Genomic DNA, 23260 nt, shown 5'->3' with positions numbered 1-23260 from the left:
GGACGCATAAAACTGTCAGAACAGACAGGTTATGCTTCCTGCTAACAAAGAAGTTGGGCGTTTTTCATTGAAACCCTGATACTTACCCAAAGTATCAGGGTTTTTTATTGGTGCATTTCGTCAGCAGGCAAGCTTATGCTGCAAATTCGTTGAGCGGGATATTGGAAGCCTCTCAAGTGATGTGCGGCAGAAGTTTGGTTTTTGCCGACATTTGACTAGTCTGAAAATTCCGACTGTTTTGGCGAGGAAAGCAGTCCTACGTGTGACCACTAAAATCGGGGAGATTCAAAATGTAGGAGAAGCCCTTGTAGTAAAAGGTGGGGTAGGTGTTAGTAACGGCGAGCAGCATAAATTTAAATGCCAATTAATTGCACAACGGCATGGTGCTTGGGTGGATCAATTTGCTGCTTTGCGGTAGTAGTAGGTGGACTTTTTGAAGTCTTCTGCGCCAAAGCCCTCGCTAAGCTGTCCTCCGATAAAAAATCGCGGTTTGTCTTTGGGAGGGTTGTCTGGTTCCACCAAAAAGAATCCTGCTGCCTTCGGGACTATGACCCCGAACGAAAGGGACTTTTCTGGCTGCCCTGGGATAACCATCACAACATGACCGTGCACCGTTCCTGACTTGATTGCAATCACCGGCAAGCCAGCGTTGGCGGTGGCCTGGGCGCATAGTCCGTTGTCACTGTCGTTGACGCTGCCAATTCGGCCCCATTTGGGTGAGGTGCTCACGAATTTTAGAATGCGGTTGGCATCCATGTGGCCGGAGCCTGTCTGGAAATCCTCCACCCCATACAGCATCTTGATACCCCGGCTGACGAAGATGTTGCATGGGCTTTGGTCCAGTTTTGGGTCACTGGAGTCGCATTTTGCAATGGTATTGAGATCGTGCACGGCCAGCTTCTGTGCGGCAGCCGTCGGTGTGTTGATCAGGGGCACAGGGCAGTCTGCCCATGCGGTCTGATAAAGGCACGGGCCTAGTGCCAAGGCCAGCACGTAGCCACCCCATTGCTTCGCGGTCATTGCCATTGCGCCATCCCTAATTCGTTCATCTTGGCCAGGGCGTCATTAACCAGCACCGTCGTAACCGTGAACCCGTAACTGTCGGTCATGCGCAGTATCAGTCGCGCCGTGTTTTTGGGGGGCGTCACTTTGACATAGTTACCCGGAAGGGTTTTGATGTCCAGTGGCGGGTTGTAAACGCCAATGGGTACAGCACCGATGTATAGACCACCAGGGATAGCCTGGGATGCGCACAAGCTGTCCGGCGGGACCGAGCTGGACACTTGGGTCATGAAACCGGTGCTGCCAAAGGGGTGCATTCCCTTGTCAACGATGTACAGGTTGTTGCAGCCCAAATAGATGGCGTCAGCTCGATTGGATTCGTCCTTCGGGAATCGCGACATCGCAGCGACCCCTCCCAAGAGGGTCATGGTCAGGGGAGCTTCGCTAAAGACACTAAGCTCTGGGGCGCCACCCGCTGCCTTGGTGTTCAGCTTGGCTTGCAAGATTTGCACACGGGTATAGCCCTTTAGGACTTTGAAGGAGTCAAGCCAGATGTTCTGGCCGGCGTACTCCAGCCCCAACGTAACGGTTCCCGCGAATCCAGTGTGCAGGTTCAGGCCCATTTCGATCTGGGCGCTGTCTTTCGTGGTGTACAGATCAGCCTTGAGGCCACGCTCTGCGGTGATGCGGTTTTTCCAATCGAAAACCAGGTTGTCGCAAGCGGCTGCGTGGGTTTGTTTGCCCACCAGGCAACGCTTCATGTCAGCGCGCATTTCGCTCAAGCGTCTGGTGAGCAAGGTCTTTCGGGCATTGAAACTGTTAATGTCGGCTGCAGGCAAACCCATCACTGCGAGGTCCGTGTTGACATCGGCTACTTCGGCAGCCAGCATCTCTTCCAGATCCTGGAGGTCCGCTAAAGCCTGGACCCGCTCACTGGAGTCGGCGATCTCGATTCCCAGTTCTAAGAAGGCCTTGATGGGTTGTACCGTGAACCCGTACGATACGAAGGACCCATTGGTGCCCATGCCAGCAGAATCCATTACGGGTTTTAGCCCTTCGGCAAAGGCTTTGAGGTCGCCGGCTTTGCTTCCCATGAGGTTCGTGACCGTGGCGATGTCGGGCGCCCGGCCTGTACCCTCAAGCTCGAAACTTTCATTGTCCTCGCGCACCGTTTTCTCCACCGAGGCGCCGTAACTTCCCGAGGCGCGGACCTTGGTGAGACCAAAGTTCCCCTTTGCACTGAACTTAGAAAAGACTTCCTGCTTGTCCCAGGAGTCCATGTGACTGAGGTTTATCACCATGCGCAGCGACTGGCGATTGTGCTCCATGGTGGCAATGTGGGTGCCGCAGCGCTCAACGATGGCGTCGGCCTTGCCGGACTTGAACAGAGATTTAACGCTGGGCAAAGGAGCAATCCCCATGGCTTCATAGCGTGGGCCTGTGTAGATTGCGTCAATGACGACATACAGAGCGGAACGGTTGTCGGTGCGCTCTGCCTTGCGCCAGCCCTCTAGGCGGGCCGACATGGTGACCCCGGAGCCGCCAATGGAGCCTGCCACTCGATTAGCCCGCTTCACCTCATCGACACTGGTGTAAGCCTTGATCGAGTAGCGGTAGTCCAAAGACACGTTGGAGTCAATCGGGGTGCGCTTAAACGAGAAACAGGCTGGTAGGGTGTCCAGTGGTTTGGATAGGTTGACCCCGCTGCCCAAAGTTAGCGCGCTGTCGGGAAAGCGAGGCACCTGCGTGTCTGCCATGGCATTGGACACCAGCAGAACTGTTGCTGCCACGAAGGCAGCCTTTATGATCAACGAACGCCGTACGCAAATTAATGCATTCATGCTTTCTCCTAGAGGGCAGGGCAACCAATGCATTTGGCTTGCATTTTTTGCACCTATGGATCGTTGAGCTTGAGTGAGCAGTCTAATGCAAGATACAAACGTACATAAAAGTGGTTAGGTGGCTGCTTTGAGCTTGGCTGTCGGCAGCTTGCTTGTGGCCGGAAGAAGCATTGCGACCGCAACCTATGCGCTACATAAAAACAATTAAATCTTATTGCCGCCAGAATCATATTGCATAAGTTACGTAAGCGTGAAATTTTATCCGCCACTCCATCGTGAAGTGGTAGCTCGCATAAGTGGCCAAACTGAGTTGCCCCTGTTTTCTTAGGTACTGCGCAGTCAGCTTAGTGTGCTAGAGCAGCTGTTCAGAAACGAGGGCCTGAACGGCTGAAAAGGCCGGTTATAGAAAAAGTCCGCTCAGGTTCTAACCTATATATGTCCCCAAACATTTACTGCAAGTCCACCGAATACCGGTCAAAGTCTGCCCATCTCGTTGCCAGTCATGCGCGCAACCAAGATAGCCAGGAAGTTCAAGTCTGGACTGAAATCCCATGATCTTCTTCAGCTTGGCAGAAAGCTTGGCTTGTCGGCGCGTGTAAAAGACGTTCAGTACTTTCCTCCTACTCTTTGCTTTTTTCATCACAGTTCTCCTTGACTGTCACAGCTTGCTTGTAAGTAGCCTTTAATTCAGGACGAGCAAGAGACAGGCCGTGCTTGCGTAACGTCTCATTGACCCGACGACACCCTGGATACGTACCATTAGCTGAAATATCTTGGACGGTTTTCAGTACCGTTTTTCGGTCAATATCTGACTGGGTTTGTACTGCCGCACTGGTTGCTTTGTGGTGCTTTTCTCGGATGGCTTGTGCTTGTGCCGGGAACCAATATTTGATGCAGGATTTTGTGCGCCCAACTGACTTTGCAACTTCAGCCAGTGACCGCGTGTCCAGAGTGCTGTTAATCACTATTTCCAATGTGCGGGAAAGTGCTGCTCTGGCCTGAGCATCGAGTAATGGGCGGCTCGATCGATGGTAAGTAAGGGATGCGGTTGATTTAGTGATTGGCTGTGCGGGCGCGCTTGCTTGGCTAAAGAATGAAAGCGGACTTTGGCCAAGTCGTTCAAGCAGGATTAACAGCTGCGGCAGGCTGGGTCGCTGTCCTTGGTAAAGCCACTTCTTCAGTTGCCAGGTTGGCAGTTTTAGTTGCCTACAGAATTCGGCCTGATTACCATCGGCCCTGTCGTTCACGAGATTTCTTAACGAATAGGCAAAGTATTCCCTGTTAAGGTGATCGCGGAGTTCTTGTTTTTGGGCGATCAGTTGCGTAAGTGCAGCCGAAATCCACGAGCCTTCATTCGTGACTGACTTTCCTTGAAATTGAGGCGGGATCAGAAGTTTTCCGCAACTACTGCAATAAGCCAGATTGGGCTGAATAGGAATAAAAAGCTGGTGCTTGCCACAGTGAGGACAGGCGCTTGTCAGCGGTTCGTTGTGGCGGTGACAGGTTTGATAAAGATCAAGTAGCCATAGAAGTGGACGGACGACTTCACCATCAGCGTCAAGCATTTCCTGAAGGCAAGTCGGGCACCAGCGAGGCTTCCTGACCAGGGTTCCTTGTCCGTTTCTGGGGAGAAGCTCTGCCAAATGCAACAAAGTCAGGTTTTCGATTTCCTGGACTGTTGTCAGCCGCGTTGTCTCCTCTACGAAAATTCTGGCGTAGTCACCCAATCCGTCAATCGTATTCAGGGTGCTGACCCGGCGGATGAGCTGATCTAGTCTTCCTGGCGGATGGCAATGCTTGGCAAACTCAATCCGGATTAGCCGTCTCGGGCTGACCGAATGAGCCCTGGAGAGCCTGACCAGATACGAAGTGAGGCTTTCTACGTTTTCCGTACCCAATCCTTTGGGTTCCAAGGAATATAGGTGGCTACGTGGGGATAGTGAAAATTCCTCTTCCTCCTCCAAACAGTCAAATTCCGGTTTAACTGACCACATGATCAACCCCTCCAACTGGATCACGGGTAGGTAGCCGTTCCCCGACTTTGCGCGCTCTACCCGAGGATTTTCTGATGGTCGCAGGCTTGGAGCCAACCTCGGGTAAGCCATTCAGCAGTAGGTTCCGGATATTGTCGGTGGCCTCGTCTTCTAGCTTTGTTTCCCCCAGCATGGCTTCTTCAATGATGGTGCGTAGGGCCTTGTTCTTAAGGGACAGCTTTTCCGCATCGTCGGCAGTAAAGGTCTTCTTGTTTTTTGTGATCGCATCCTCTAAGCAACGACACAGCCAATCCTTCAAGATGCCAACGCATCCCCCAGTCTTTGTATAGAAGTAGTCCAGGTCATGGCTGAAATCCGGGAGGGACGCTAGCGGTAGTTGGTAGGCGAGTTCCGTAAGTACAGAGGAGAAGGCAGCTCGATCAGTCGCCGCCCTGATGTCGTAGCGTGGAAAATGGACGGTTTCGCTTCTACGCACTAGTTGGCCGCTTTGATCCCGGATGTCCAGCAATCGGTAGGTACCTACGAGGACAATGGTGACGTCGGTTTCAATGGTCAATGATTTGAGGGATTCAAACTGGTATTCCAGATCAACCGCATTCTTGACCATCAGAATATGGTGAGCCTCATCAATGATGAGTACCTTGGTTTTTCGATGCCTAAGGGAATTCTCCAGCGCTCTACGCAGGTTAGGTGCTGCTGATCCTTCCAGTGGTGTAACGGGAATTGCATCGGGAAAAATCTCCCCCTGCCGATGTGTCGCCAATTTCCGATCAATAAGAATGTCACCGTGGCCGGTCAGCAATCGGATATAGAAGTCCTTCCAATTAAAGGCCGAGCCATTTGGCGGGACTGCGCAAATGCCAGAAACTGGGATCACTCCCTTATCCCGCTCTGCTTCATCTTGATATTGCTTTTGCAGAGTTCGGTACAGTGATCTGGCCATGGTGGTTTTCCCAACCCCTGTGGGTCCGGTCAGAATCACGACCCGAGGGCCGGAGGCCCGGCTAATAGCACTCAACGATTGGTTGATGGCGCCATTCATATGCAAGTGGTTGGTCAGGTGCCGCTTGAAGTAAAGGACACGGTTGGCGGCAGTGTCAGCCAGAACATGATCTGGGCAGCGAACAGGTTGTTTGCGGTTCATGCCAGCTCTCCAAAGAACTGCTGTTCAAGGTCGTTCCAGAAGTCATTTTCTGCTGGGATCGCCTTATCAGCGATGCCTAACTGTGCTGCCAAGGGTTGCGCCTGCGCAGCCATGGTTTCCTTGTGGCGTTTGTCCTGTAGCAATATCTTCTCAGTGGCGGCTGTGCCTTTGAGGTAGGTGGCAATCAGGCTGGCCGTGATAGCCCGCCGGTTGCCAGAGTTCTTCTTCTTGGCTTGAAGTTCTTGGGTAATCAGCCGAATTTCGCGTTCAGAATGTCCGTGAAGCTCTGCCGCATGCTCTGAACGGCAGGGAACCCAACGATCCTTCAACCAGGCAAAAGCGAGGGAGACATCATCCGGGTCGTAACGGACCTTGACGCTTTTCCCTTCCCATTGGGGATCCCGAAATGCTTCTGCCCAATAGTGGATGTAGTTAATTTTGACGCCACGGGATGATTCGACCTTGGCGGTACCTTTGGGCGTGCTTGGTAGAAACGCCACAAGCAACGCTTTGCTGTAGGGGATCAACTTGTGACTGCGTAAGCCCGTATTTGCCAAGCCGGCTGCCATGGCCACCTTCGGACTCATGCCTAGCGCTGAGTGTTCATCAACGTGGTAGACCTGATCCACATAACCACCAAAGGCTTTGCAGAGTTCGGGGAGGGTCCAGATTGCCAATTCCCTTGGATCGTGGCTTTTCGACATCCGACGGGGATTCTGAAGCGCTAAGTTATTCCCGGTCAGGTTATGGATGAGCCCTTTGTTGGAGATGCCGAAGAAGCGTTCGACGACTGAGCCAAAGCGGGGTTTCCCACCCGGACGGCTCTTCTTATGGGACTCAAGGAGAGCCAGCAAGCATTCAAAGTCAGTACTGGCGAACTCCGGACCGTTGTCGACCACGATGTATCTGGGGATTCGGCTGTGACGGCGGAGGCACTCCCTGAGAAGCAACATACAGCTGCGGTAGCTGGGTTCTTCAAAACGGATCACCCAAGCCAGGATATATCGCGTGGCGGCATCAACCAAAACGGTGAGCCAGGCCTTGCTGAGATTCTCGCCATAACGGCTACCGACGAGTTGGATGTCTAATTCGGTATGGTCAATGTGGCCAATCTCAAAGGGACGTTCTCCATGGCGAGGAGCCGCGGGTTCGAGGTACCACTGGAATTCCTCCTTGTCGTAGGCGGCTTTCTCACCCTCACGGATAGCTTGTAGTTCGTAGCTGCGCCTGCGACGAATTTCCTGCCGAAAGCTCTTCTCGCCGGGTGGAGATAAGTCTTTCTTTTCGCATCTATTCCTTACTTCGCCCCAGCAGCTCACCAGGGGCCACCCGGCGGGTTTGGCGAAAAACTCATCGATCACCTCTCTCATAACGTCGATAACCGCTTGGTCAATTTTGCGATTTCGATTACCTCGGAGGTGAATCTTGGGGAGTAGCCCAATGAAACCGATACCTGTCTTTTGTTGGCTACGAAGATAGAGCTTGTGCCAGTGACGCAAGGTCCGGGGATTTGCCGTGACGGTGGTGTCCGCACTGTTCTCTGTCTGTTTTTCAGGGAAGATGGCGCAGTAGCGGCGATAGGCAATTTCCTGCTCTTCCGGACTTGCTGATAGCAGGGCCTCTTCCACTGACCCAGGTATGGCAGTTGTCTTAATTGGCAACCCTTGAACCATTCCGTCACGGACTAGATGCTGGATTTCTTCTTCGGTGACTGTAACGAGTCGTTTGTTTTCATCCTTCAGAAATACATGACTATCGCCAACGCTACAGATGGTCATAGGGCGTCCATCCCAAATAAGGGAGGCACCTGGCTCGATAGCGATGGAATTCAATGTGGCAGCGGCAGTGGGCTCCTGGGCTGCCAGGCATAGTCGATAGGCTTTAGCTGTCGATTCATCTCTGAAGACTTTTGTTCGCTCTGGTGCCGACAGCAATTCGTTTACTTGATCTACATAGAGCTGCCCCCTGGCAACCATTGAAAAGATGGCGTCGGCAGGTAAGAGGTCCGGGTTGTAGCCGAGAAGCCCTTTAAGGAGAATCCAGGCTTGGCCTCTTAGGGCATCAATGGCGAGCTTGAGTTGTTCTTCGGTAGCCGTTGGTGTCTTGTCGTCCAAATAGTCCGATATGAACTCGGCGTTTCGAACGGCAGTCCAATTCGTCTCGATCGATGACCGGACACGGAAAGCGAGCCCGAGTGAGGCTGCGTATTCTTCGCCAGGAGGACACCGCCACTGACCAGGGCCGTCAGCCACATAGAGTAGTGAACCTCTTTCCACTTCCTTCTTGAGCCACTCTTCTGTCTTGCATTCGATCCAGCCAGTGAACTCTTTCTGCAAAACGAAAAAATCCGGTGTGGCCATGTGCCCACGGCGATGCCCGGTTTTGTCTTGATAAGTCAGTTTGATTCTTGGGGGCTGGTCGTAGAACTCGAAGGTGTCGGGGTCGTATTCCCAGCTAACAATGGTCGGAAGTTCATTACGATGGCTCTCAGCCTGGATAACAGTACCCATCTTCCGGCTGGAAAATCGGCAAGGGACATTGGTGACACCGCTCTTCACTCTTCGGGTTGGCGGTGACTTCCTGACCTGATGTACTACCTCTCGTGCCTTAGCTAACAATTCTCGGCTGTTAAGGTAGTCGGCTAGCTCTGTATCGGTGAGCATGACGGTTTCCTTTCTAGGGACGTGAAAGGAAGCGACTCAGGAAATTTTGGCCAAAGGAATCCCTATCGGAGCTGATACCTGCTTGGCTAAACAAGCGTTCAGGTTCCGTAGCGTCTTGTTGGACTGAGGAGGCCGCATCTACTTGCCTAAGTAGGCGCCTGGCTTAGAATGGCGCTATCCGGTAGCGAAACTGGATGCTTCACCAGACACGGCTCGGGCGGCAACCCGGGCCGTTGTCGTTTTACTCCTCACTGAATTCCTTTGGGGTTCATTCCGTTTGAGTCACCTCCGTTGATCTCCGCATCGGCCTTCTGGGCGCGCTGTACGGCTTACGTCGACTCTGCACCAGGAAAACGAAACTTCAAGAGGGCAACTGTCTGAATTGCAAAAATAGAATGAATTATCTGGAAAGTCAACTAACCCATTGAATTGTAATGATAATTCAGAGTATACTCTGCGTGAATGCAGAGTTAATTGTTTGTTTTCTTAGGTGTTTTCCGGTGACTCCAAGTCAAACTGACTCTCGTAGAAGTTGGAGTGTGCTACGCCGGGAATGAGGGGGGGGCTAAATTGACTCGCTTTGCCTATGTATGACTTTCCCGATTATGTAGCAATGCTTATCGACCCATACCTTTTTAGGAAAGCGTTGTGCATCGGGGTTATCGCAATACAGCCACCATGAAGCAGCGTCTCTAACGATCCTGCGGATGAGCACATCCCCCTCATAATTCACAGCAAAGACTGCAGTATCGGCGAAGGCTGTATCTGCTGTATTCACCACTATTAGGTCGTTTTGAGCCAAAGTTGGCCTCATTCCCTCGTCGTTCATAGGGATGGCTAATAGCTTATGGCTGTCATAGTTTCTTTGTTTGAGCCAGTCGTTGCGAAAAGCAATGAAGGCACCGACCTTAGGGAGTGATCGGATCTTGTACTCATTCCTGCCTGCTTGCAGCTGTAATTGGACACAGCGGATCGTGGCGTAGTCAGACTGATGGATTCCTTCACCCCTAGCCTGTGGGGCTACTTTTAGCGCTAGTTCAAGCTCCGCAGCCAGGCGAGGGCTAAATGAATTTAGCTCAACGCCCATACCCGCAGCGAAACGTATCCCTGCCATTAGGTTTAGGGGGCGTCTAGCGCTTAGGTACTGGTTGACCATTGACGCGCTTCCAATATTGTTCTCACGGCCAAATGCTGCTTGCGATTTGTTCACATGCCGTTCAAAGAGATCTCGGAGCGCTGAAGCTTCATCCTTTGCTATCATTTTTGCCGTTTGAGACATGTAGCAATGCTACATTATTTTGTGAGTTATTGACAAACGATATAGCAACGCTATCATGTCGGCTGTGTTCCCCAGCTTATAAATTTTCTGCCTAGTGCCCTATGTTCCGTGGCTAACTTGATTGATTCTCCAGAGGGATCGCTGGAATATGCGCTTAGCCAGATTGGGGCACCGCCTGATCGGGTGGTGAGGCTATTCCCACAAGATGGGATTACAGCCGTTAATTTCGAATATTCGGATCTCATTCGCGGCCGCCGTGCGGGTGACGTACAAGCCGTTGTTGAAAAGGACGGCAGCCCTCTGCTTTACGTTGCGAAGGGCAGTCCTGATGCAATAGACGACGAGCGCCAGTTAGCCTCACTTTTAGCAAATCGAGGGGAAACTGCGCTATTGCTAACTGTCCCATCCGGGATAGCTCGGCGTACAAGTGCCAGAGTTTGGCATTGCGGGCTGAATGATTCCTCGTTTGAAGATCTGAATCTTGCAGACTCCGCTCGGGCTAAAGCAATCCTAGGTGACCTTCAGCAAGGGATATGGGCTGACCCCAATTACGCATATCAAGAGCAGCGCTTGCGCGATTTGCTCGTCAAGAGCGTCCGGCATGTAGCCGGGGCGCTAAGGACTCAGTCGGGTTTCTCTGACGACGAAGATCAATTGGAGGTTCTCGGTTTAATCGGCCGTGCATTGTTCGCCCGCTTCTTACTAGACCGAGAAATTCTTTCTGGAGTAAGTGCTCCTGCACTATGGCGGCTACTTGATGGTGATGGCGCCTCGGCTTTCGCTTCTCCAAAACAGGCTGCTGCTACGTGCATGTGGCTTGACTCCACTTTTAACGGCGAGTTCATGCCGTTACCTCTTAATGGCAGAAGCTATGAGAGTTACTTTGCCGTGCTGCAGAGTCGCTCTAAAGCAGCGTTAGAGCCGTTAGGCTGGATCATGAATCGCACGGACGCGTATGGTCAGCTTCCACTTTGGGAGTACTTGGATTTCTCGCATATTCCGGTGGGCACATTGAGCGAGGTCTATGAGGACTACGCTCATCACCGATCACCCGAGAAGGCTAAAGAAACAAGTGTCCATTTTACCCCCCGCCATATTGCCCGCATGATGGTGCGTCAGGCCTTTGCAGGGCTTGAGAGAGAGAAGGCTGCGAGTGCTCGATTGCTGGATCCGGCTACTGGCGCTGCTGTTTTTTTGGGCTTGGGATTCCGCGAGCTTGCTCGGCAGCATGCAAGCCTGTCGGGGGAGTGGCCGGATACTCAGCAATTGCGGCATATCTTGTATCGACAGCTGCGGGGATTGGATATCAATCCAGCTGCGCTCAATTTGGCCGCGCTGACGCTTTATCTAACTGCCATTGAGTTGGATAACAATCCTTTGCCCCCCGAAAAGCTTAAGTTCAAGGAAAGGCTTCTAGGGAACGTCCTGTTCAATGTCGCTATACCGGACCCCTCTGATCGAGACTCCGGGCTGCTGGGAAGCCTGCGTACGTCTTCCCCGGCAGGTACGGGGTTTGATATCGTCATCGGCAATCCGCCGTGGACGTCCCAAAAAGGAGGGGGAGGCGGAGAAACGCTAGTTAAGCGTGCTGCCGATAAGGTTGCAAAAAAGTGCATTTCGACTCGCGCACCAACTTTTGAGCTGTCTTACCAGCATCCGGACAAAGTTCCTGATCTAGCATTTGCTTGGAAGGCAGTGGAGTGGGCAAGAGAAGGTGGAATTATTGCCCTGGTTATGCATCAGCGCATTCTAGTAAAGCAAAGTGAAGGCTGGAGTGCTGCGCGTCAGGCCTTGTTCTCATGTATTCAAGTGGACGGCATTTTGAATGCCGGTGAGTTCGCTGACGACAACAAATTTATTTGGCCAGGTATCCAGGCTCCGTTCTGCATTCTCTTTGCCCGTAACCATGCTCCTAAGCAAGATCACCGCGTTGTGGTTTTAACTCCTACGGTTGAACCTTCCCTTCTTACGCGCCGGCAGTTACGCCTTGATCCGAATGCAACTGTAATCATTCGCCAGGAGGAGCTCGAGGATCAGCTTAATCCTATCAGCGTGCTGGCCAAGGGGTCGGAGCTTGACCTGGTGTTCTTACAGCGTTGTTTGTCGCGGGTTACTGTTGGTAAAAGTGAATGGCGTGGGCAGGCAACATCGGATGCGATGTGTAGGCAAGATGCGCGCGATCTTCCAATGTCCACCTTGGGAGAGTGCTTAACGGCGATCGCCGCGGACATGCCTGCGCGGGGTATGAAGAAAGCTGACGAACGTAGCGGAAAAACGAAGCTGCATACGCCTGCATGGTTTGCGCAACTTCCAGACGAAACGTTAGAGCTCTGTGCGAAAGAACGCCTGGTCGGCCTCGTGGATTGTGCTCCCTTGCTACATTTTGATGGGGACAGCAATGTCCCTCGGAAGTCTTGTACTCATTTTGTTAAACGGCCGATTCGCTCTAGCCCTGATATTTCTTACTTCACGGCGCCACTTTCATTGATGTTGAGGGAGGCTCCTGGCAGGTTGAGGGAGCCTGGGCGTGCATTCTTGTTAAAGCCGCCACTTGGTGGTCAGATCCCTGTCATATACCCCTTTAGCTTTGTTGGTGTTCCGCTACTCGCTGGAGCGGCAGCGGAGTTTGCGGCGAAGTACATTTGCTTATGGATTAACAGTTCGTTCTATGCGTACTTCCACACGTTAACGTCTTCTCGATTTGCCTACGGCAGGCGAGTGATTAACAACGAAGAAATGGCTTCTGTACCAGTTGTGAGCCCTGATGTAGCGCTACAAGCTGAATTGACTTCTGAAAAGGAGGTTAATGAACTATTTAGCATCCTTCCAGACCCTCAAGTGGATGCTGTTGCACGAATAGACGCTTGGTTAAACAACATCGCCGGTTTTAGCGATAACGACTATCGGTTGATCTGTGATACTTTGTCTGTGTCATATCCGATTGGATCGTCCAAGAAGAGTGGATTGGCTTGGGTGGAGCCGAAGGTTCTTGATGAGTATGTTGATGCCCTGCGATACGAAATTAGCGATATAGCTCCAGATGCCGTGGATGTCGATTCACTAAAAGTAGTCGGGTCAAGTTGGATGAGCGGATGGCGTTTCTTGGCTTGGCGTCTTTCATCGGAAAGGGTCTGCGAAAGTAAGTGCGTTATAGACAGTACCTCCGAAGAGAACCTACTCGAGCTTGTTAAAACTGAATACCCAAATGGTCAGGTTTGGGCTGTCACGCGAGATGGCTGGCAAGTGTTTGGCCAAATAGCCCTGCCTAGACTATGGCTGCCTTCACGGGCACCTCTTGTCGCAACAACAATAGTTGCTTGGGCCGACCAGAGGATGAATTGATGGTAAAGGCCGGAAGAAGAGAGCAATAAATGACGACGATGCACGTTGCTACCGCGTCAAGTGCTTCCGGAAGCATTCCAGAGGATGATTTTCTTTTCTTTAAGCCAAGAGATCGCAACACTCCAATTAGATCAACGCTCAGCGCGCGCAATCTTGCTACCATTTTTAATGCAATACATACCTGCTGGGCGGAGATTGAAACGTTCCCCTATAGAAAGTCGCAGCCCTTTCAGTCAGCTCACCTGCATGACGAAGACGCCCTAAGCGCAAAGCTTGTAGAAATCTTGAATTACAAGCTACAAAAGAATCTCATCCCGGGGTTTAAAGCGAACCAATTCCAAGATGTTTACCGGGATGCGAAGCAGAGTAATGCGAGCGCGACAAGCTACGACCAGATGCCTGACCTCCTGTTCCGCATGATTAGGTTTGCGCCGAATGAAGACCGGAGTGAATCGGGGCTGTATGTTGAATGTAAACTTGTGTCGGCAGGGAGTGGATGCGGCGAATACGTCTCGAACGGAATGTATCGATTCGTCTCTGGGCGCTACGCTTCACAAATGGGCTTTGGGTTAATGCTTGGCTACACAACCCAAAGTTATAGTGACCCAGATGGCGGTCTTGAAGCATATTTCAAGCTGGCTTCCAAAGCAGAATCCATTAAATGCAAGGCGACGTTAAGTTCTTGCGAAATTCATCCCAATAGTTATTCGAGCAAACATACAAGGGCTTCCCCGTGCGCCCCTTCGTTTCGTATGTTTCACATCTGGTTGGTTCGGCCAGGTGTGTCTTAGCGAGAGACAAATTGCCCATATTGCGAATAATCCTGATCTATTTGTAAGTTGAAGGGGTAGCTAATGCTTCAAATCAAACATCGCGGCCAGGCGGAATCGTTGTTCTGTGACTTGTTTTATGAGGCGGGAATGGCATTGGGAGTCCCCGGGTATGGCGAGTCCGATAAGGAGAGCCATTTGGGGGTGAGTTCAGCGGTAGTTGATGTAATACATCAGTGCGAATTTGGAGATCCACATTTTGTAGGAGGCCCGGGGGTATTTTCTTTTGCGAAGAAAAAAGAGAGCGTAGAAAAAATCTTCTCCAGGGCTGCCCCATTTGCTACTGAACTACTCGCATTGCTTGATGAAAGAAATCCCAACTTTGCGGAGAAATTTAGGGCAGAACTCGCCGCGATCAAAGACTGGATGTTGCGGCAGTCTATTTAAGACTGTCTTGGTGGGATTATCCTTCTGAATCAATGAGAAGGTCAGGAATTGCTTCCTTAGATGGGCGCATTTATGCGCCTAGCGACACGCATTTGCGCCAGGCTTTTTTCTTTGGGGTCCAACCCCGTGATCAGGGGATGGCGAGGAAGGAAGGTTTGGCCAGCAGGCTTTCCCAGTCATGGATGGGCAACGGTTTGCCGAAGAGATGCCCCTGGTAGCGGGTGCAGCCGCTGAGCTTGAGGAATTCCAACTGATCCTGGCTTTCAACGCCCTCGGCGATGACTTGTATGCCCAAGGAGCGCGTCATGGAAATGATGGCGCGGACGATGGCGGCGTCATTGGGATCCACGATGATGTCGCGAACGAAGGTCTGGTCGATCTTGACCTGGTCCAGGGGCAACAGCTTGAGGTAGGACAGGGAAGAAAATCCCGTGCCGAAGTCGTCCAGGGAAAAGGTGACGCCCATGGCCTTGATCTGCAACATGCGGTCCACGATTTCCTCGACGTTTTCCAGCACCACGCTCTCGGTCAATTCCAGTTTCAATCGGGCGGGGTTGGCACCGCTACGCTCCAGGCAATCACGCACCTGGCGGGCGAAATTGGCTTGGCGGAATTGACAGACGCTGACGTTGACGGCGATCTGTAATTCCCGGGTTCGGGCATCCTTTGCCCAGCGGGCCAACTGGTCGCAGGCGGTCTGCAAAACCCAGGCGCCGATGGGAATGATGAGCCCCGTTTCCTCGGCTAGGGGGATGAATTCGGCTGGGGAAATGGGAATGGCTTGTCCTGCGGGGAACCAGCGTAGCAGGGCCTCGGCGCCGATCAGGTGGCCTTCCTGGTTGCACTGGGGTTGATAGAGCAGATGGAACTCGTCCAGTTGCAAGCCATTGCGCAGGGCATCCTCCATGGCGAGACGGGACTCGATGGCGGCCTGCATTTCCGGGTTGAAGAAGCGAATGGTGTTGCGGCCCTCGCCCTTGGCCCGGTAGAGCGCCACGTCCGCTTGCTTGAGCAGGGTATCGCAGGAGTGGGATTGGCCGCAGAACAGCGTGACGCCGATGCTGGGGGAACTGGTATGGGGGAGCCCGTTGGTGGTGACGAAGTAGGGCTGATTAAGAAAGTGCCTGATTTTCTCGGCGATCACCTCGGCCAGGTTGGCCGCCGTGCTTTCTTCCGGGCCAAGGTTTTCCAGCATCACGACATATTCGTCTCCCCCCAGCCGGGACACCGTGTCGGACTCGCGCACATTGGCGGACAGCCGCCGGGCGACGTCGATCAGGAGGCGGTCGCCGACGTCGTGCCCTTGGGTGTCGTTCAAGGTCTTGAAGTTGTCGAGGTCGATGATCATCAGCGCACCGCATTGACGGCTGCGGTCACTGAGGGCCAGGGCCTGGGTCAAGCGGTCCATCAACAGGCGCCGGTTGGGCAAGCCGGTGAGGGGGTCGTAGAAGGCCAACTCGATGTTGGCGGTCCGCGCGCGTTCAAGGGGCATCAACACATAGGCATTGAGCAGGGACAGCAAAAGAAAACCGATGGCGATGCCGATGGCACCGAACAAGGCGCCTTGGCTGAGGGTGGGGGCTAGATCCACATCGACCCGTAAACTGCCGGCGGTGTTGCCGAAGTCCAGGATGGGGACGCTTTGGGAGAGGCAGATGCCGCTGCAAGGGTCGCCGACTTGCAGCAGGGCATTGCCCTGCGTATCCAGAACCGTGGTGGCGGTACCTTCGTGGCGGTTTTCGTTGATCTGCTCCTGCAAGCGCTCTGGGGTGAAGCGCCAGCCGACGGGATTGGCGGCGATGGCCTGGCCGACGCGATGTGCCAAATAGCGGGCATCGTCCGCCGCCAACTGGTTCTTGGCCGAATAACCGATGAATACGAAGACCACTGCCGGCATCAGCACCGCCCCCAGAAGGGCGGCTTGGGCAAGTTTGCGGACCAGGGTTTCCGAAGTGGGCAACATGGGGGTCAGGGCAAGGCCATTGGACGTTCTAGGCGGGCAAGTGGGGCGGAACGCCCGGATGCAGTGGCTTGTCTCCGTGGACTGGGATCAGGGGCCAAGGACAACTTGCCGGGAAGGAAGGGATGCGCTCAGGATGGGGAACGGTCATCGCAAGGGTAAACCGGTAAGGCAAAAGGGCAGCCATGGCACTGCAAGCCGCCGGGGCAGTGTAGCCGATGACCCGGCCAGGGGAGAAGGGATGCCGGCGTGTGGTGGGCGGTGTTCAGCCGCGGCTGCGGTTCCACAGCACGTCGCCCCGATCGGCGATCAGGTTGAACCAGCGCGCCAGCACGAAGAGCAGGTCGGACAGGCGGTTGATGTATTCCCGTGCCGCATCGCTGACGGGCTCATCGCGCCCGAGCTGGACGATGCTGCGCTCGGCGCGACGGCAGACCGTGCGGGCAAGATGGGTCAGGGCCGCGGCGCGGGTGCCGCCGGGAAGGATGAATTCCTTGAGAGGGGACAGCGCGGCGTTGTAATGGTCGATGGCGGTTTCGAGTCCCTGGACGGCTTGGGGCGACAGCAGGTTGCTGGTGGGGATGGACAACTCGCCGCCCAGGTCGAACAGATCGTGCTGGATGGCCGTCAGCAAGGGAACAATTTCTTCGGGCAAGGACTCGCATAGCAGGAGACCGAGCAGGGAGTTCACCTCGTCCACATCGCCCATGGCCGCGACTCGGGCCGCGTCCTTGCCGGTGCGGCTACCATCGCCGAGGCCGGTGGAGCCGGCGTCGCCGGTACGGGTATAAATTTTCGATAGTCTGTGGCCCATCCGCGGATTATAAGGGCCCGCGCCGGGCAAGCGCCGGGTCGGTGGCGATGCCCTAGCGCAAGATGTTAAGCTTCAAGATTCGGGATGTATTAAAAAGAAAGGCTGTAGGGGTGTCTGGGGGAGAAATGAAACCGGCGATCGATGACAATTCATTGATGCAGGAACTGGTCGCCAGGGGCCTGAAGATCCCCCCATGGCCCAAGGTGCTCCAGGAGTTGCAGCAAGCGCTGGCAAGCGGCCGCGACGATATCCGTACCCTGGCCCACGTCATCGGCCAGGACCCGGGAATCGCCGCCATGTTGTTCAAAGTGGCCAATTCACCCGCTTTTGCCAAGGGTCAATCGGATTTCGAGCGCCTCGACCAGGTACTCATGGTGCTCGGGGTCAAGCAGGCCCTCAATCTGGTCCAGGCGGTGAGTCTGAGCACGAGCTTGAATGCCGAGAACCGCCCCGCCTTCGATTTGTTCTGGAACCGCTCGGCGGAGGTTGCCATCATCGCCGCCATGATTGCCGAGGATCGCCTGTTCAGCAACAAGGTGTCCCCCGACCAAGCCTATCTGGCCGGCATTTTCCGTGAGTGCGGCATTCCCATTCTGATGCAGCGTTTCCCCGATTACTGCGAGGCGGTCACTCTGGAAGAGATGCAGTGCGGGCCGTCCGTCGTCACGGAGGACCAGCGCTACGGCATGGACCACGCCGTGATCGGCTACCTGGTGGCCCGCCACTGGAAACTACCGGATTTTGTCGCCACGTCGATCTTCTATCACGGCGACATGCCCGATGCCGCCCATGACGAAGTGCGCACCCTGGTGGCCATCCTGCATCTGGCCAACCATTACTACAACTACATTCACCACCGGGACACGCCCCACTGGGACGAGGTGAAGGACGATGTATTGGCCGAACTGGGACTTCACCCCGCCGAGGAGGAGGAGTTCCGTGCCGATATCGAAATCCGCTTCAACAACATGGCCTGACGTCGCCGCCATGACGGGTACTTGGGGATCACCATGGCCTTGGCGGTAGAAAGCTGCTCGGCCCAGCACATCGGCGACCGGGATGAGCAGCAGGACCGGGTGGTCCTGCTGCCCCACGGCAAGTACCCCGGCGTCTTGATGATGGTGCTGGCCGATGGCATGGGCGGGCTCAGCGGCGGCGCCCTGGCGGCGGAGCAGGTCATCCATGCCTGTCGGCAGGACTTCGACGCCTTCGTTCCCGGCGGCGATCCCCAGGCCGCCTTGGCGGCCTGCATGCAGGACAGCCACGACAGCATCAAGCTGGCGGCGGTCAGTTCCGGCTTGGAGCCCCATAGCACGGCATGCGTGCTGATCTTGCAGCCGGAACGGGCCGATTGGGCCCACTGCGGCGATTCACGGATCTACCATTTCCGCGACGGTCGCTTGCAGGCCCGCAGCGTCGATCACTCCCTGGTCATGCGCAAGATGGTGCTGCCGGGCTATCTGACCGAGGCCCAGGCGGAGCGGCATCCCAAGAAGAATATTCTCTCTTCCTGCCTGGGAGCCGAAGTGGCGCCCGAGGTGGACTTTGCCTCCACCATGGGGTTGCAGGCCGGCGATTGCTTCATGGCCTGTTCCGACGGTATCTGGGCCTATTTCAGCAACGAGGAGCTGGGTGCCATTCTCGATGGACAGCCGCCGCGCCAGGCCGCCGAAAACCTGATCGCCCAGGCCCGGGAGCGCGCCGACGGCCATGGCGACAATTGCTCCGTGGCAATCGCCAAAATCGTGACCGCGACAAGCCCCGGCCTGGCCGGCAAGCGCTAAGGCCCTAGCCGAGCCAGCGGCGGCGCCAGAACACCAGGCTCAAGCTGCCGGCGATGACGGCCATGAAACCCAGGGCCAGGTAAAAGCCGACCGGGTTGTCCAGCAAGGGCATGGTGTGGAAGTTCATGCCGAAGATGCCGGAAATCAGGGTGGCGGGCATGAAGATGATGGCGACGACGGTCAATGCGCGGACTTCCTGGTTGAGGCGATTGCTGACGCTGGACAGGTAGATGTCCAACATGCCGGCGATGAGGTCGCGGATCGCCTCCAGGGATTCGAGCACGTGCACCGTGTGGTCGTACACATCCCGCAGATAGGGCAGGGTGGTGGCCTGGAAGGCGTGGCCGTCGTTGCGACAAAGCTGGCTGATGACTTCCCGCAGCGGCCACACGGCGCGGCGTAGGGTCAGGGTTTCCCGCTTGAGCTGGTGCAGGGTTTGCAGCACCGTCGGGGTGGCTTTTTGCATCAACTCGTCTTCCAGTTGCTCGGTGCGCTCGCCGATTTGCTCCAGCACCACGAAGTAGCGATCCACCACCACGTCGAGCAGGGCGTAGGTCAGGTAGTCGGCCTGTTGCTGCCGGACCAGCCCCCGGTTTTGCCGTAGTCGTTCGCGGATGGGGGCGAAGTTGCCCGTCGGCCGCTCCTGGAAGGTGAGGACGAAATCCTTGCCCAACACCAGGCTCACCTGTTCCGAACTGACGGTCAGGTTGTCGGCGTCGTATTCGAAAAAGCGGCTGACGATGAACAGGTAGTCACCGTAATCGTCCACCTTGGGACGCTGGTCGGTATTGAGGATGTCCTCCAGAACCAGCGGATGGAGCTTGAAGCGTTGGCCAATCTCGGTCAGTACTTCGGGTTGGTGCAAACCGTGTACATTGAGCCAGAGTACCGGATGGGCTTGGCGGTCGCGCTGGTATTGGCGGGACTCGGCCAGGTCGGTAAAGGCGATTTCCTCCAGGCTATCGGGGCCGAAGGCAAGCAGGCTCACCATCGCGGTGTCGGTCTTGCGTTGTCCGACATGAACCAGACTTCCTGGTGGTAAACCCAACTTGCTGACGTGTCCGTTGCGCGGCTTACGACCCGGGTGGCGATGGGGTTTTTCCTGTTTTCTCAGTGACATGGCCATTAGTTGAGTTTTTTTTAGGGGCTTGAGTATGATTGTTGCTGTAGCGGGACACTTCAGTCGGGTACGACAATTTTTCCGTCAGCCGGGCGCTGCGGACCATTAACTCATTGGGCCGCAAAAAAGCCCGTCTGGCAATGCCAAGTTTGGAGAATATATGACCGTAATCATAGGCGTAGCCAAGGAATCCGTGGCCGGGGAGACCCGTGTGGCCACGGTGCCCGAGGTGGTGAAGAAGTTCAAGGCCCTGGGGGCGGAGTTCAGCATCGAACAGGGTGCCGGGTTGGCAAGCCATTTCCGCGATGAAGACTTCGCTGGAAACATTGTTTCCAGCGTGGCCGAGGTGGCGGCCCAATCCCAGGTGGTGTTCCGGGTAACCCCGCCCAGTGTCGCCGACATCGAAGCCCTCAAGTCGGGCACCGTGCTCGTCGGCTATTTGGCCCCCTACGCCAGCAAGGAGCGCATCGCTGCCCTCAAGGCGAAGAACATCACTAGCTTCGCCGTGGAATTGATTCCCCGCATCTCCCGCGCCCAGAGCATGGACGCGCTGTCCAGCCAGGCCGCCGTGGCCGGTTACAAGACCGTGCTGATCGCTGCCGATGCCTGTCCCAAGTTCTTCCCCATGCTTACCTACGCCGCCGGCACCATTCGTCCCGCACGGGTATTGGTGATCGGTGCCGGGGTGGCCGGTCTGCAAGCCATCGCCACCGCCAAGCGTCTCGGCGCCATCGTCGAGGGCTATGACGTGCGGCCGGAAACCAAGGAACAGATCGAGTCCCTCGGTGCCAAGTTCGTGGACACCGGCGTGTCCGCCGCCGGTAGTGGCGGTTACGCGCGGGAACTGAGCGATGAGGAAAAGGCCCAGCAGGCCGAGAAGCTGGGCAAGGCCGTGGCCGGTTGCGACATCCTGATCACCACCGCCGCCATTCCCGGCAAGAAGAGCCCCTTGATCATCACCGACACCATGGTGGCGGGCATGAAGCAGGGCGCCGTGGTGGTGGACATGGCGGCGGAAGGCGGCGGCAACGTGGCCGGTACCGTGGCGGGCCAGACCGTCAAGGTCGGCCCGGCCACCATCATCGGGCCCGTGAACCTGCCGGCCACCATGCCGGTGCACGCCTCAGAAATGTACGCCAAGAACCTCTACAACTTCCTCTCCCCCTTCATCAAGGACGGCGCCCTTTCCCTCGATTGGGAAGACGACATCATCAAGGGCGCCTGTCTGACCAAGGACGGCCAGTTCGTCCATGAAGGCGTCAAAAAGATCCTCGGAGACATCTGACCATGGAAAACTTCATCTACGTTTATATCTTCATGCTGGCCGCGTTCACCGGCTACGAAGTCATCTCCCGGGTGCCGGTGATTCTGCATACCCCGCTGATGTCCGGTTCCAACTTCGTGCACGGCGTGGTGCTGGTGGGCGCCATGGTGGCCCTCGGCTATGCGGATCCCAATGATCCCCTGCAACTGGCCATCGGCTTTTTCGCCGTGTTCCTCGGTGCCGCTAATGCGGCCGGGGGCTATGTGGTCACCGAGCGCATGCTCGCCATGTTCAAGAAGAAGTGAGGGCTGAACTGTGAATATCGAACTCCTGATCCAGGCCTCCTACCTCGTCGTGGCGGCGCTTTTCATTCTCGGCCTGAAGGCCATGTCCTCGCCGGTGACGGCGAAAAAGGGCATCGTCTGGGCCGGCGTCGGCATGGTGCTGGCGACCCTGGTCACCTTCGCCAAGCCCGGTCTGGGCAACTTCGGCCTGATGATCATCGCCATCGTCAGCGGCGGCGGTCTGGCCTGGTACCTGGGCAAGGTGGTCAAGATGACCGACATGCCCCAGATGGTGGCCGTCTATAACGGCATGGGTGGCGGTGCCGCCGCTGCGATCGCGGCCCTGGAATTCGCCAAGGGCGAGGTGCATGATCCCATCACCACCACCTTGGCCGTGTTGGGCGCCCTGATCGGCTCCGTGGCCTTTTCCGGTTCCTGTATCGCCTTCGCCAAGTTGCAGGGCATCATGAAGAAGGCCTGGCGCCTGCCCGCCCAGAACGCGGTGAACGTGGCCCTGGCTGCGGTGACGGTGCTGCTCGGCCTGTCCATCATCGTCTCCAGCCATGTCTCGCCCCAGGTGCTGATCGGTTTCTTCGTCCTCGCCCTGGTGCTCGGTGCCATTCTCACCAGCCCCATCGGCGGCGCCGACATGCCCGTGGTGATCTCCCTGCTCAATGCCTTCACCGGCCTGGCCGTGGGTTTCGAGGGCTATGTGTTGCACAACCCCAGCCTGATCATCGCCGGCATCGTTGTGGGCGCCTCCGGTACCCTGCTGACCCAGTTGATGGCCAAGGCCATGAATCGGCCCATCAGCAATGTGCTGTTCACCCCCATCACCGGTGAGGCCCAGGGCGGCGAGGGAATTTCCGGCACGATGAAGGAAGCCAGCGCCAACGACTGCGCCGCCATGATGCGCTACGCCCAGAAGGTCATCATCGTTCCCGGCTACGGCATGGCCGTGGCCGGCGCCCAGCACAAGGTGTGGGAAATGACCAAGTTGTTGCAGGAAGCCGGTGTGGAAGTGAAGTTCGCCATCCACCCGGTGGCGGGCCGCATGCCGGGCCACATGAATGTGCTGTTGGCGGAAGCCGGCGTGCCCTACGACATCATCTTCGACTTGGAAGAGATCAACGAGGAATTCGCCACTGCCGACGTGGCCCTGGTGATCGGCGCCAACGACGTGGTGAACCCCGTGGCCCGGACCGACAAGTCAAGCCCCATCTACGGCATGCCCATCCTCAACGCCGACATGGCGCAGAACGTCATCGTCAACAAGCGGGGCAAGGGTGCCGGCTACTCGGGTGTCGAGAACGCCCTGTTCTACGGCGAAAACACCCGCATGCTGTACGGCTCCGCCCAGCAGGCCATCGCCGAGGTGATCGCCGACATCAAGGCCATGCAGGGCTGATCGTCGCCTGCCAGCCCGGCATCACCGCCGCGCGGCCCCGGCTCGTTAACGCGAGCCGGGGCCGCGTTCTTTTCGGTGATCGACCAGCCCTTGTTTGGGCCAGGATTGGAGGCCGGTTAACGCCCTGAATTGAACGGTCTAAGC

The 23260-nt window shown here is 55.7% G+C and carries 17 protein-coding genes; 8 read left to right on the top strand and 9 right to left on the bottom strand.

All coding sequences use genetic code 11. The annotated features are described in order from the left end of the window. Positions 1–396 precede the first annotated feature (396 nt). The 6 genes from ACYQ2U_RS14265 to ACYQ2U_RS14240 all read right to left on the bottom strand — a co-directional run bounded on the left by ACYQ2U_RS14265 (position 397) and on the right by ACYQ2U_RS14240 (position 9923). Positions 397–1026 carry a hypothetical protein gene (locus tag ACYQ2U_RS14265; RefSeq protein ID WP_459951056.1) on the bottom strand — a complete coding sequence of 210 codons (630 nt, stop codon included), beginning with the start codon at positions 1024–1026 and terminating at the stop codon, positions 397–399. Continuing rightward, a complete protein-coding gene (locus tag ACYQ2U_RS14260) occupies positions 1017–2843 on the bottom strand; it encodes a hypothetical protein (protein WP_459951055.1) in 1827 nt (608 codons plus the stop codon). The genes ACYQ2U_RS14265 and ACYQ2U_RS14260 overlap by 10 nt, the downstream gene beginning before the upstream one ends. 620 nt (positions 2844–3463) lie before the next feature. After that, on the bottom strand, positions 3464–4837 hold the full coding sequence (locus tag ACYQ2U_RS14255; protein WP_459951054.1) for a TniQ family protein: 1374 nt from the start codon (positions 4835–4837) through the stop codon (positions 3464–3466). Beyond that, positions 4824–5981 carry an ATP-binding protein gene (locus ACYQ2U_RS14250; RefSeq protein WP_459951053.1) on the bottom strand — a complete coding sequence of 386 codons (1158 nt, stop codon included), beginning with the start codon at positions 5979–5981 and terminating at the stop codon, positions 4824–4826. The genes ACYQ2U_RS14255 and ACYQ2U_RS14250 overlap by 14 nt, the downstream gene beginning before the upstream one ends. Beyond that, the gene (locus ACYQ2U_RS14245) at positions 5978–8644 is read right to left on the bottom strand and encodes a DDE-type integrase/transposase/recombinase (RefSeq protein ID WP_459951052.1); all 2667 of its coding nucleotides are present in this window, start codon (positions 8642–8644) and stop codon (positions 5978–5980) included. The genes ACYQ2U_RS14250 and ACYQ2U_RS14245 overlap by 4 nt, the downstream gene beginning before the upstream one ends. A 565-nt stretch (positions 8645–9209) precedes the next feature. Next, the gene (locus ACYQ2U_RS14240) at positions 9210–9923 is read right to left on the bottom strand and encodes a S24 family peptidase (protein ID WP_459951051.1); all 714 of its coding nucleotides are present in this window, start codon (positions 9921–9923) and stop codon (positions 9210–9212) included. A gap of 108 nt (positions 9924–10031) precedes the next feature. Here ACYQ2U_RS14240 and ACYQ2U_RS14235 point away from each other — a divergent pair, with 108 nt between their 5' ends. The 3 genes from ACYQ2U_RS14235 to ACYQ2U_RS14225 all read left to right on the top strand — a co-directional run bounded on the left by ACYQ2U_RS14235 (position 10032) and on the right by ACYQ2U_RS14225 (position 14482). Beyond that, positions 10032–13265: an N-6 DNA methylase gene (locus tag ACYQ2U_RS14235; RefSeq protein ID WP_459951050.1), complete on the top strand. Its 3234-nt coding sequence runs from the start codon at positions 10032–10034 to the stop codon at positions 13263–13265. 29 nt (positions 13266–13294) lie between these two features. Then, positions 13295–14056, top strand: a complete 762-nt coding sequence (locus ACYQ2U_RS14230) for a hypothetical protein (protein ID WP_459951049.1) — start codon at positions 13295–13297, stop codon at positions 14054–14056. Between the two features lie 63 nt (positions 14057–14119). Beyond that, on the top strand, positions 14120–14482 hold the full coding sequence (locus ACYQ2U_RS14225) for a hypothetical protein (RefSeq protein ID WP_459951048.1): 363 nt from the start codon (positions 14120–14122) through the stop codon (positions 14480–14482). 130 nt (positions 14483–14612) lie between these two features. Here the strand turns inward: ACYQ2U_RS14225 and ACYQ2U_RS14220 are convergent, their stop codons facing one another. Together ACYQ2U_RS14220 and ACYQ2U_RS14215 are read right to left on the bottom strand one after the other, a co-directional pair. After that, positions 14613–16445 carry a putative bifunctional diguanylate cyclase/phosphodiesterase gene (locus tag ACYQ2U_RS14220; protein WP_459951047.1) on the bottom strand — a complete coding sequence of 611 codons (1833 nt, stop codon included), beginning with the start codon at positions 16443–16445 and terminating at the stop codon, positions 14613–14615. A 262-nt stretch (positions 16446–16707) separates the two neighbouring features. Continuing rightward, positions 16708–17256 carry a cob(I)yrinic acid a,c-diamide adenosyltransferase gene (locus ACYQ2U_RS14215; RefSeq protein WP_459951046.1) on the bottom strand — a complete coding sequence of 183 codons (549 nt, stop codon included), beginning with the start codon at positions 17254–17256 and terminating at the stop codon, positions 16708–16710. Positions 17257–17381: 125 nt separating this feature from the next. Between ACYQ2U_RS14215 and ACYQ2U_RS14210 the strand changes: the two genes are divergently transcribed. Both ACYQ2U_RS14210 and ACYQ2U_RS14205 read left to right on the top strand, forming a co-directional pair. Further along, complete coding sequence (locus ACYQ2U_RS14210) at positions 17382–18233, top strand: HDOD domain-containing protein (protein WP_459951045.1); 852 nt, start codon at positions 17382–17384, stop codon at positions 18231–18233. A 33-nt stretch (positions 18234–18266) separates the two neighbouring features. Continuing rightward, a complete protein-coding gene (locus ACYQ2U_RS14205) occupies positions 18267–19040 on the top strand; it encodes a PP2C family protein-serine/threonine phosphatase (protein ID WP_459951044.1) in 774 nt (257 codons plus the stop codon). 4 nt (positions 19041–19044) lie between these two features. Here ACYQ2U_RS14205 and corA read toward each other — a convergent pair whose 3' ends face one another. Next, positions 19045–20160 (bottom strand): magnesium/cobalt transporter CorA, encoded by a 1116-nt coding sequence (gene corA / locus ACYQ2U_RS14200; protein ID WP_459951043.1) that lies wholly within the window; start codon positions 20158–20160, stop codon positions 19045–19047. 160 nt (positions 20161–20320) lie between these two features. Here corA and ACYQ2U_RS14195 point away from each other — a divergent pair, with 160 nt between their 5' ends. The 3 genes from ACYQ2U_RS14195 to ACYQ2U_RS14185 are packed head-to-tail and all read left to right on the top strand — an operon-like array spanning position 20321 to position 23116. Then, positions 20321–21445, top strand: a complete 1125-nt coding sequence (locus tag ACYQ2U_RS14195) for an NAD(P) transhydrogenase subunit alpha (RefSeq protein ID WP_459951042.1) — start codon at positions 20321–20323, stop codon at positions 21443–21445. A 2-nt stretch (positions 21446–21447) separates the two neighbouring features. Continuing rightward, entirely contained in the window at positions 21448–21729 is a 282-nt protein-coding gene (locus ACYQ2U_RS14190) for an NAD(P) transhydrogenase subunit alpha part 2 (RefSeq protein WP_459951041.1), read from the top strand. Positions 21730–21739: 10 nt separating this feature from the next. Beyond that, complete coding sequence (locus ACYQ2U_RS14185) at positions 21740–23116, top strand: NAD(P)(+) transhydrogenase (Re/Si-specific) subunit beta (RefSeq protein ID WP_459951040.1); 1377 nt, start codon at positions 21740–21742, stop codon at positions 23114–23116. Positions 23117–23260 lie beyond the last annotated feature (144 nt).

The organism is Denitratisoma sp. agr-D3, from assembly GCF_054658675.1.
This window is presented reverse-complemented; position numbering and strand designations above follow the sequence as displayed.

Bases quoted from the DNA above. Each gene is read 5' to 3' on its own strand.
- ACYQ2U_RS14265 (WP_459951056.1), bottom strand. From the start codon at position 1,026: ATGGCAATGACCGCGAAGCAATGGGGTGGCTACGTGCTGGCCTTGGCA.
- ACYQ2U_RS14260 (WP_459951055.1), bottom strand. From the start codon at position 2,843: ATGAATGCATTAATTTGCGTACGGCGTTCGTTGATCATAAAGGCTGCC.
- ACYQ2U_RS14255 (WP_459951054.1), bottom strand. From the start codon at position 4,837: ATGTGGTCAGTTAAACCGGAATTTGACTGTTTGGAGGAGGAAGAGGAA.
- ACYQ2U_RS14250 (WP_459951053.1), bottom strand. From the start codon at position 5,981: ATGAACCGCAAACAACCTGTTCGCTGCCCAGATCATGTTCTGGCTGAC.
- ACYQ2U_RS14245 (WP_459951052.1), bottom strand. From the start codon at position 8,644: ATGCTCACCGATACAGAGCTAGCCGACTACCTTAACAGCCGAGAATTG.
- ACYQ2U_RS14240 (WP_459951051.1), bottom strand. From the start codon at position 9,923: ATGTCTCAAACGGCAAAAATGATAGCAAAGGATGAAGCTTCAGCGCTC.
- ACYQ2U_RS14230 (WP_459951049.1), top strand. From the start codon at position 13,295: ATGACGACGATGCACGTTGCTACCGCGTCAAGTGCTTCCGGAAGCATT.
- ACYQ2U_RS14225 (WP_459951048.1), top strand. From the start codon at position 14,120: ATGCTTCAAATCAAACATCGCGGCCAGGCGGAATCGTTGTTCTGTGAC.
- ACYQ2U_RS14220 (WP_459951047.1), bottom strand. From the start codon at position 16,445: ATGTTGCCCACTTCGGAAACCCTGGTCCGCAAACTTGCCCAAGCCGCC.
- ACYQ2U_RS14215 (WP_459951046.1), bottom strand. From the start codon at position 17,256: ATGGGCCACAGACTATCGAAAATTTATACCCGTACCGGCGACGCCGGC.
- ACYQ2U_RS14210 (WP_459951045.1), top strand. From the start codon at position 17,382: ATGAAACCGGCGATCGATGACAATTCATTGATGCAGGAACTGGTCGCC.
- ACYQ2U_RS14205 (WP_459951044.1), top strand. From the start codon at position 18,267: ATGGCCTTGGCGGTAGAAAGCTGCTCGGCCCAGCACATCGGCGACCGG.
- corA (WP_459951043.1), bottom strand. From the start codon at position 20,160: ATGTCACTGAGAAAACAGGAAAAACCCCATCGCCACCCGGGTCGTAAG.
- ACYQ2U_RS14195 (WP_459951042.1), top strand. From the start codon at position 20,321: ATGACCGTAATCATAGGCGTAGCCAAGGAATCCGTGGCCGGGGAGACC.
- ACYQ2U_RS14190 (WP_459951041.1), top strand. From the start codon at position 21,448: ATGGAAAACTTCATCTACGTTTATATCTTCATGCTGGCCGCGTTCACC.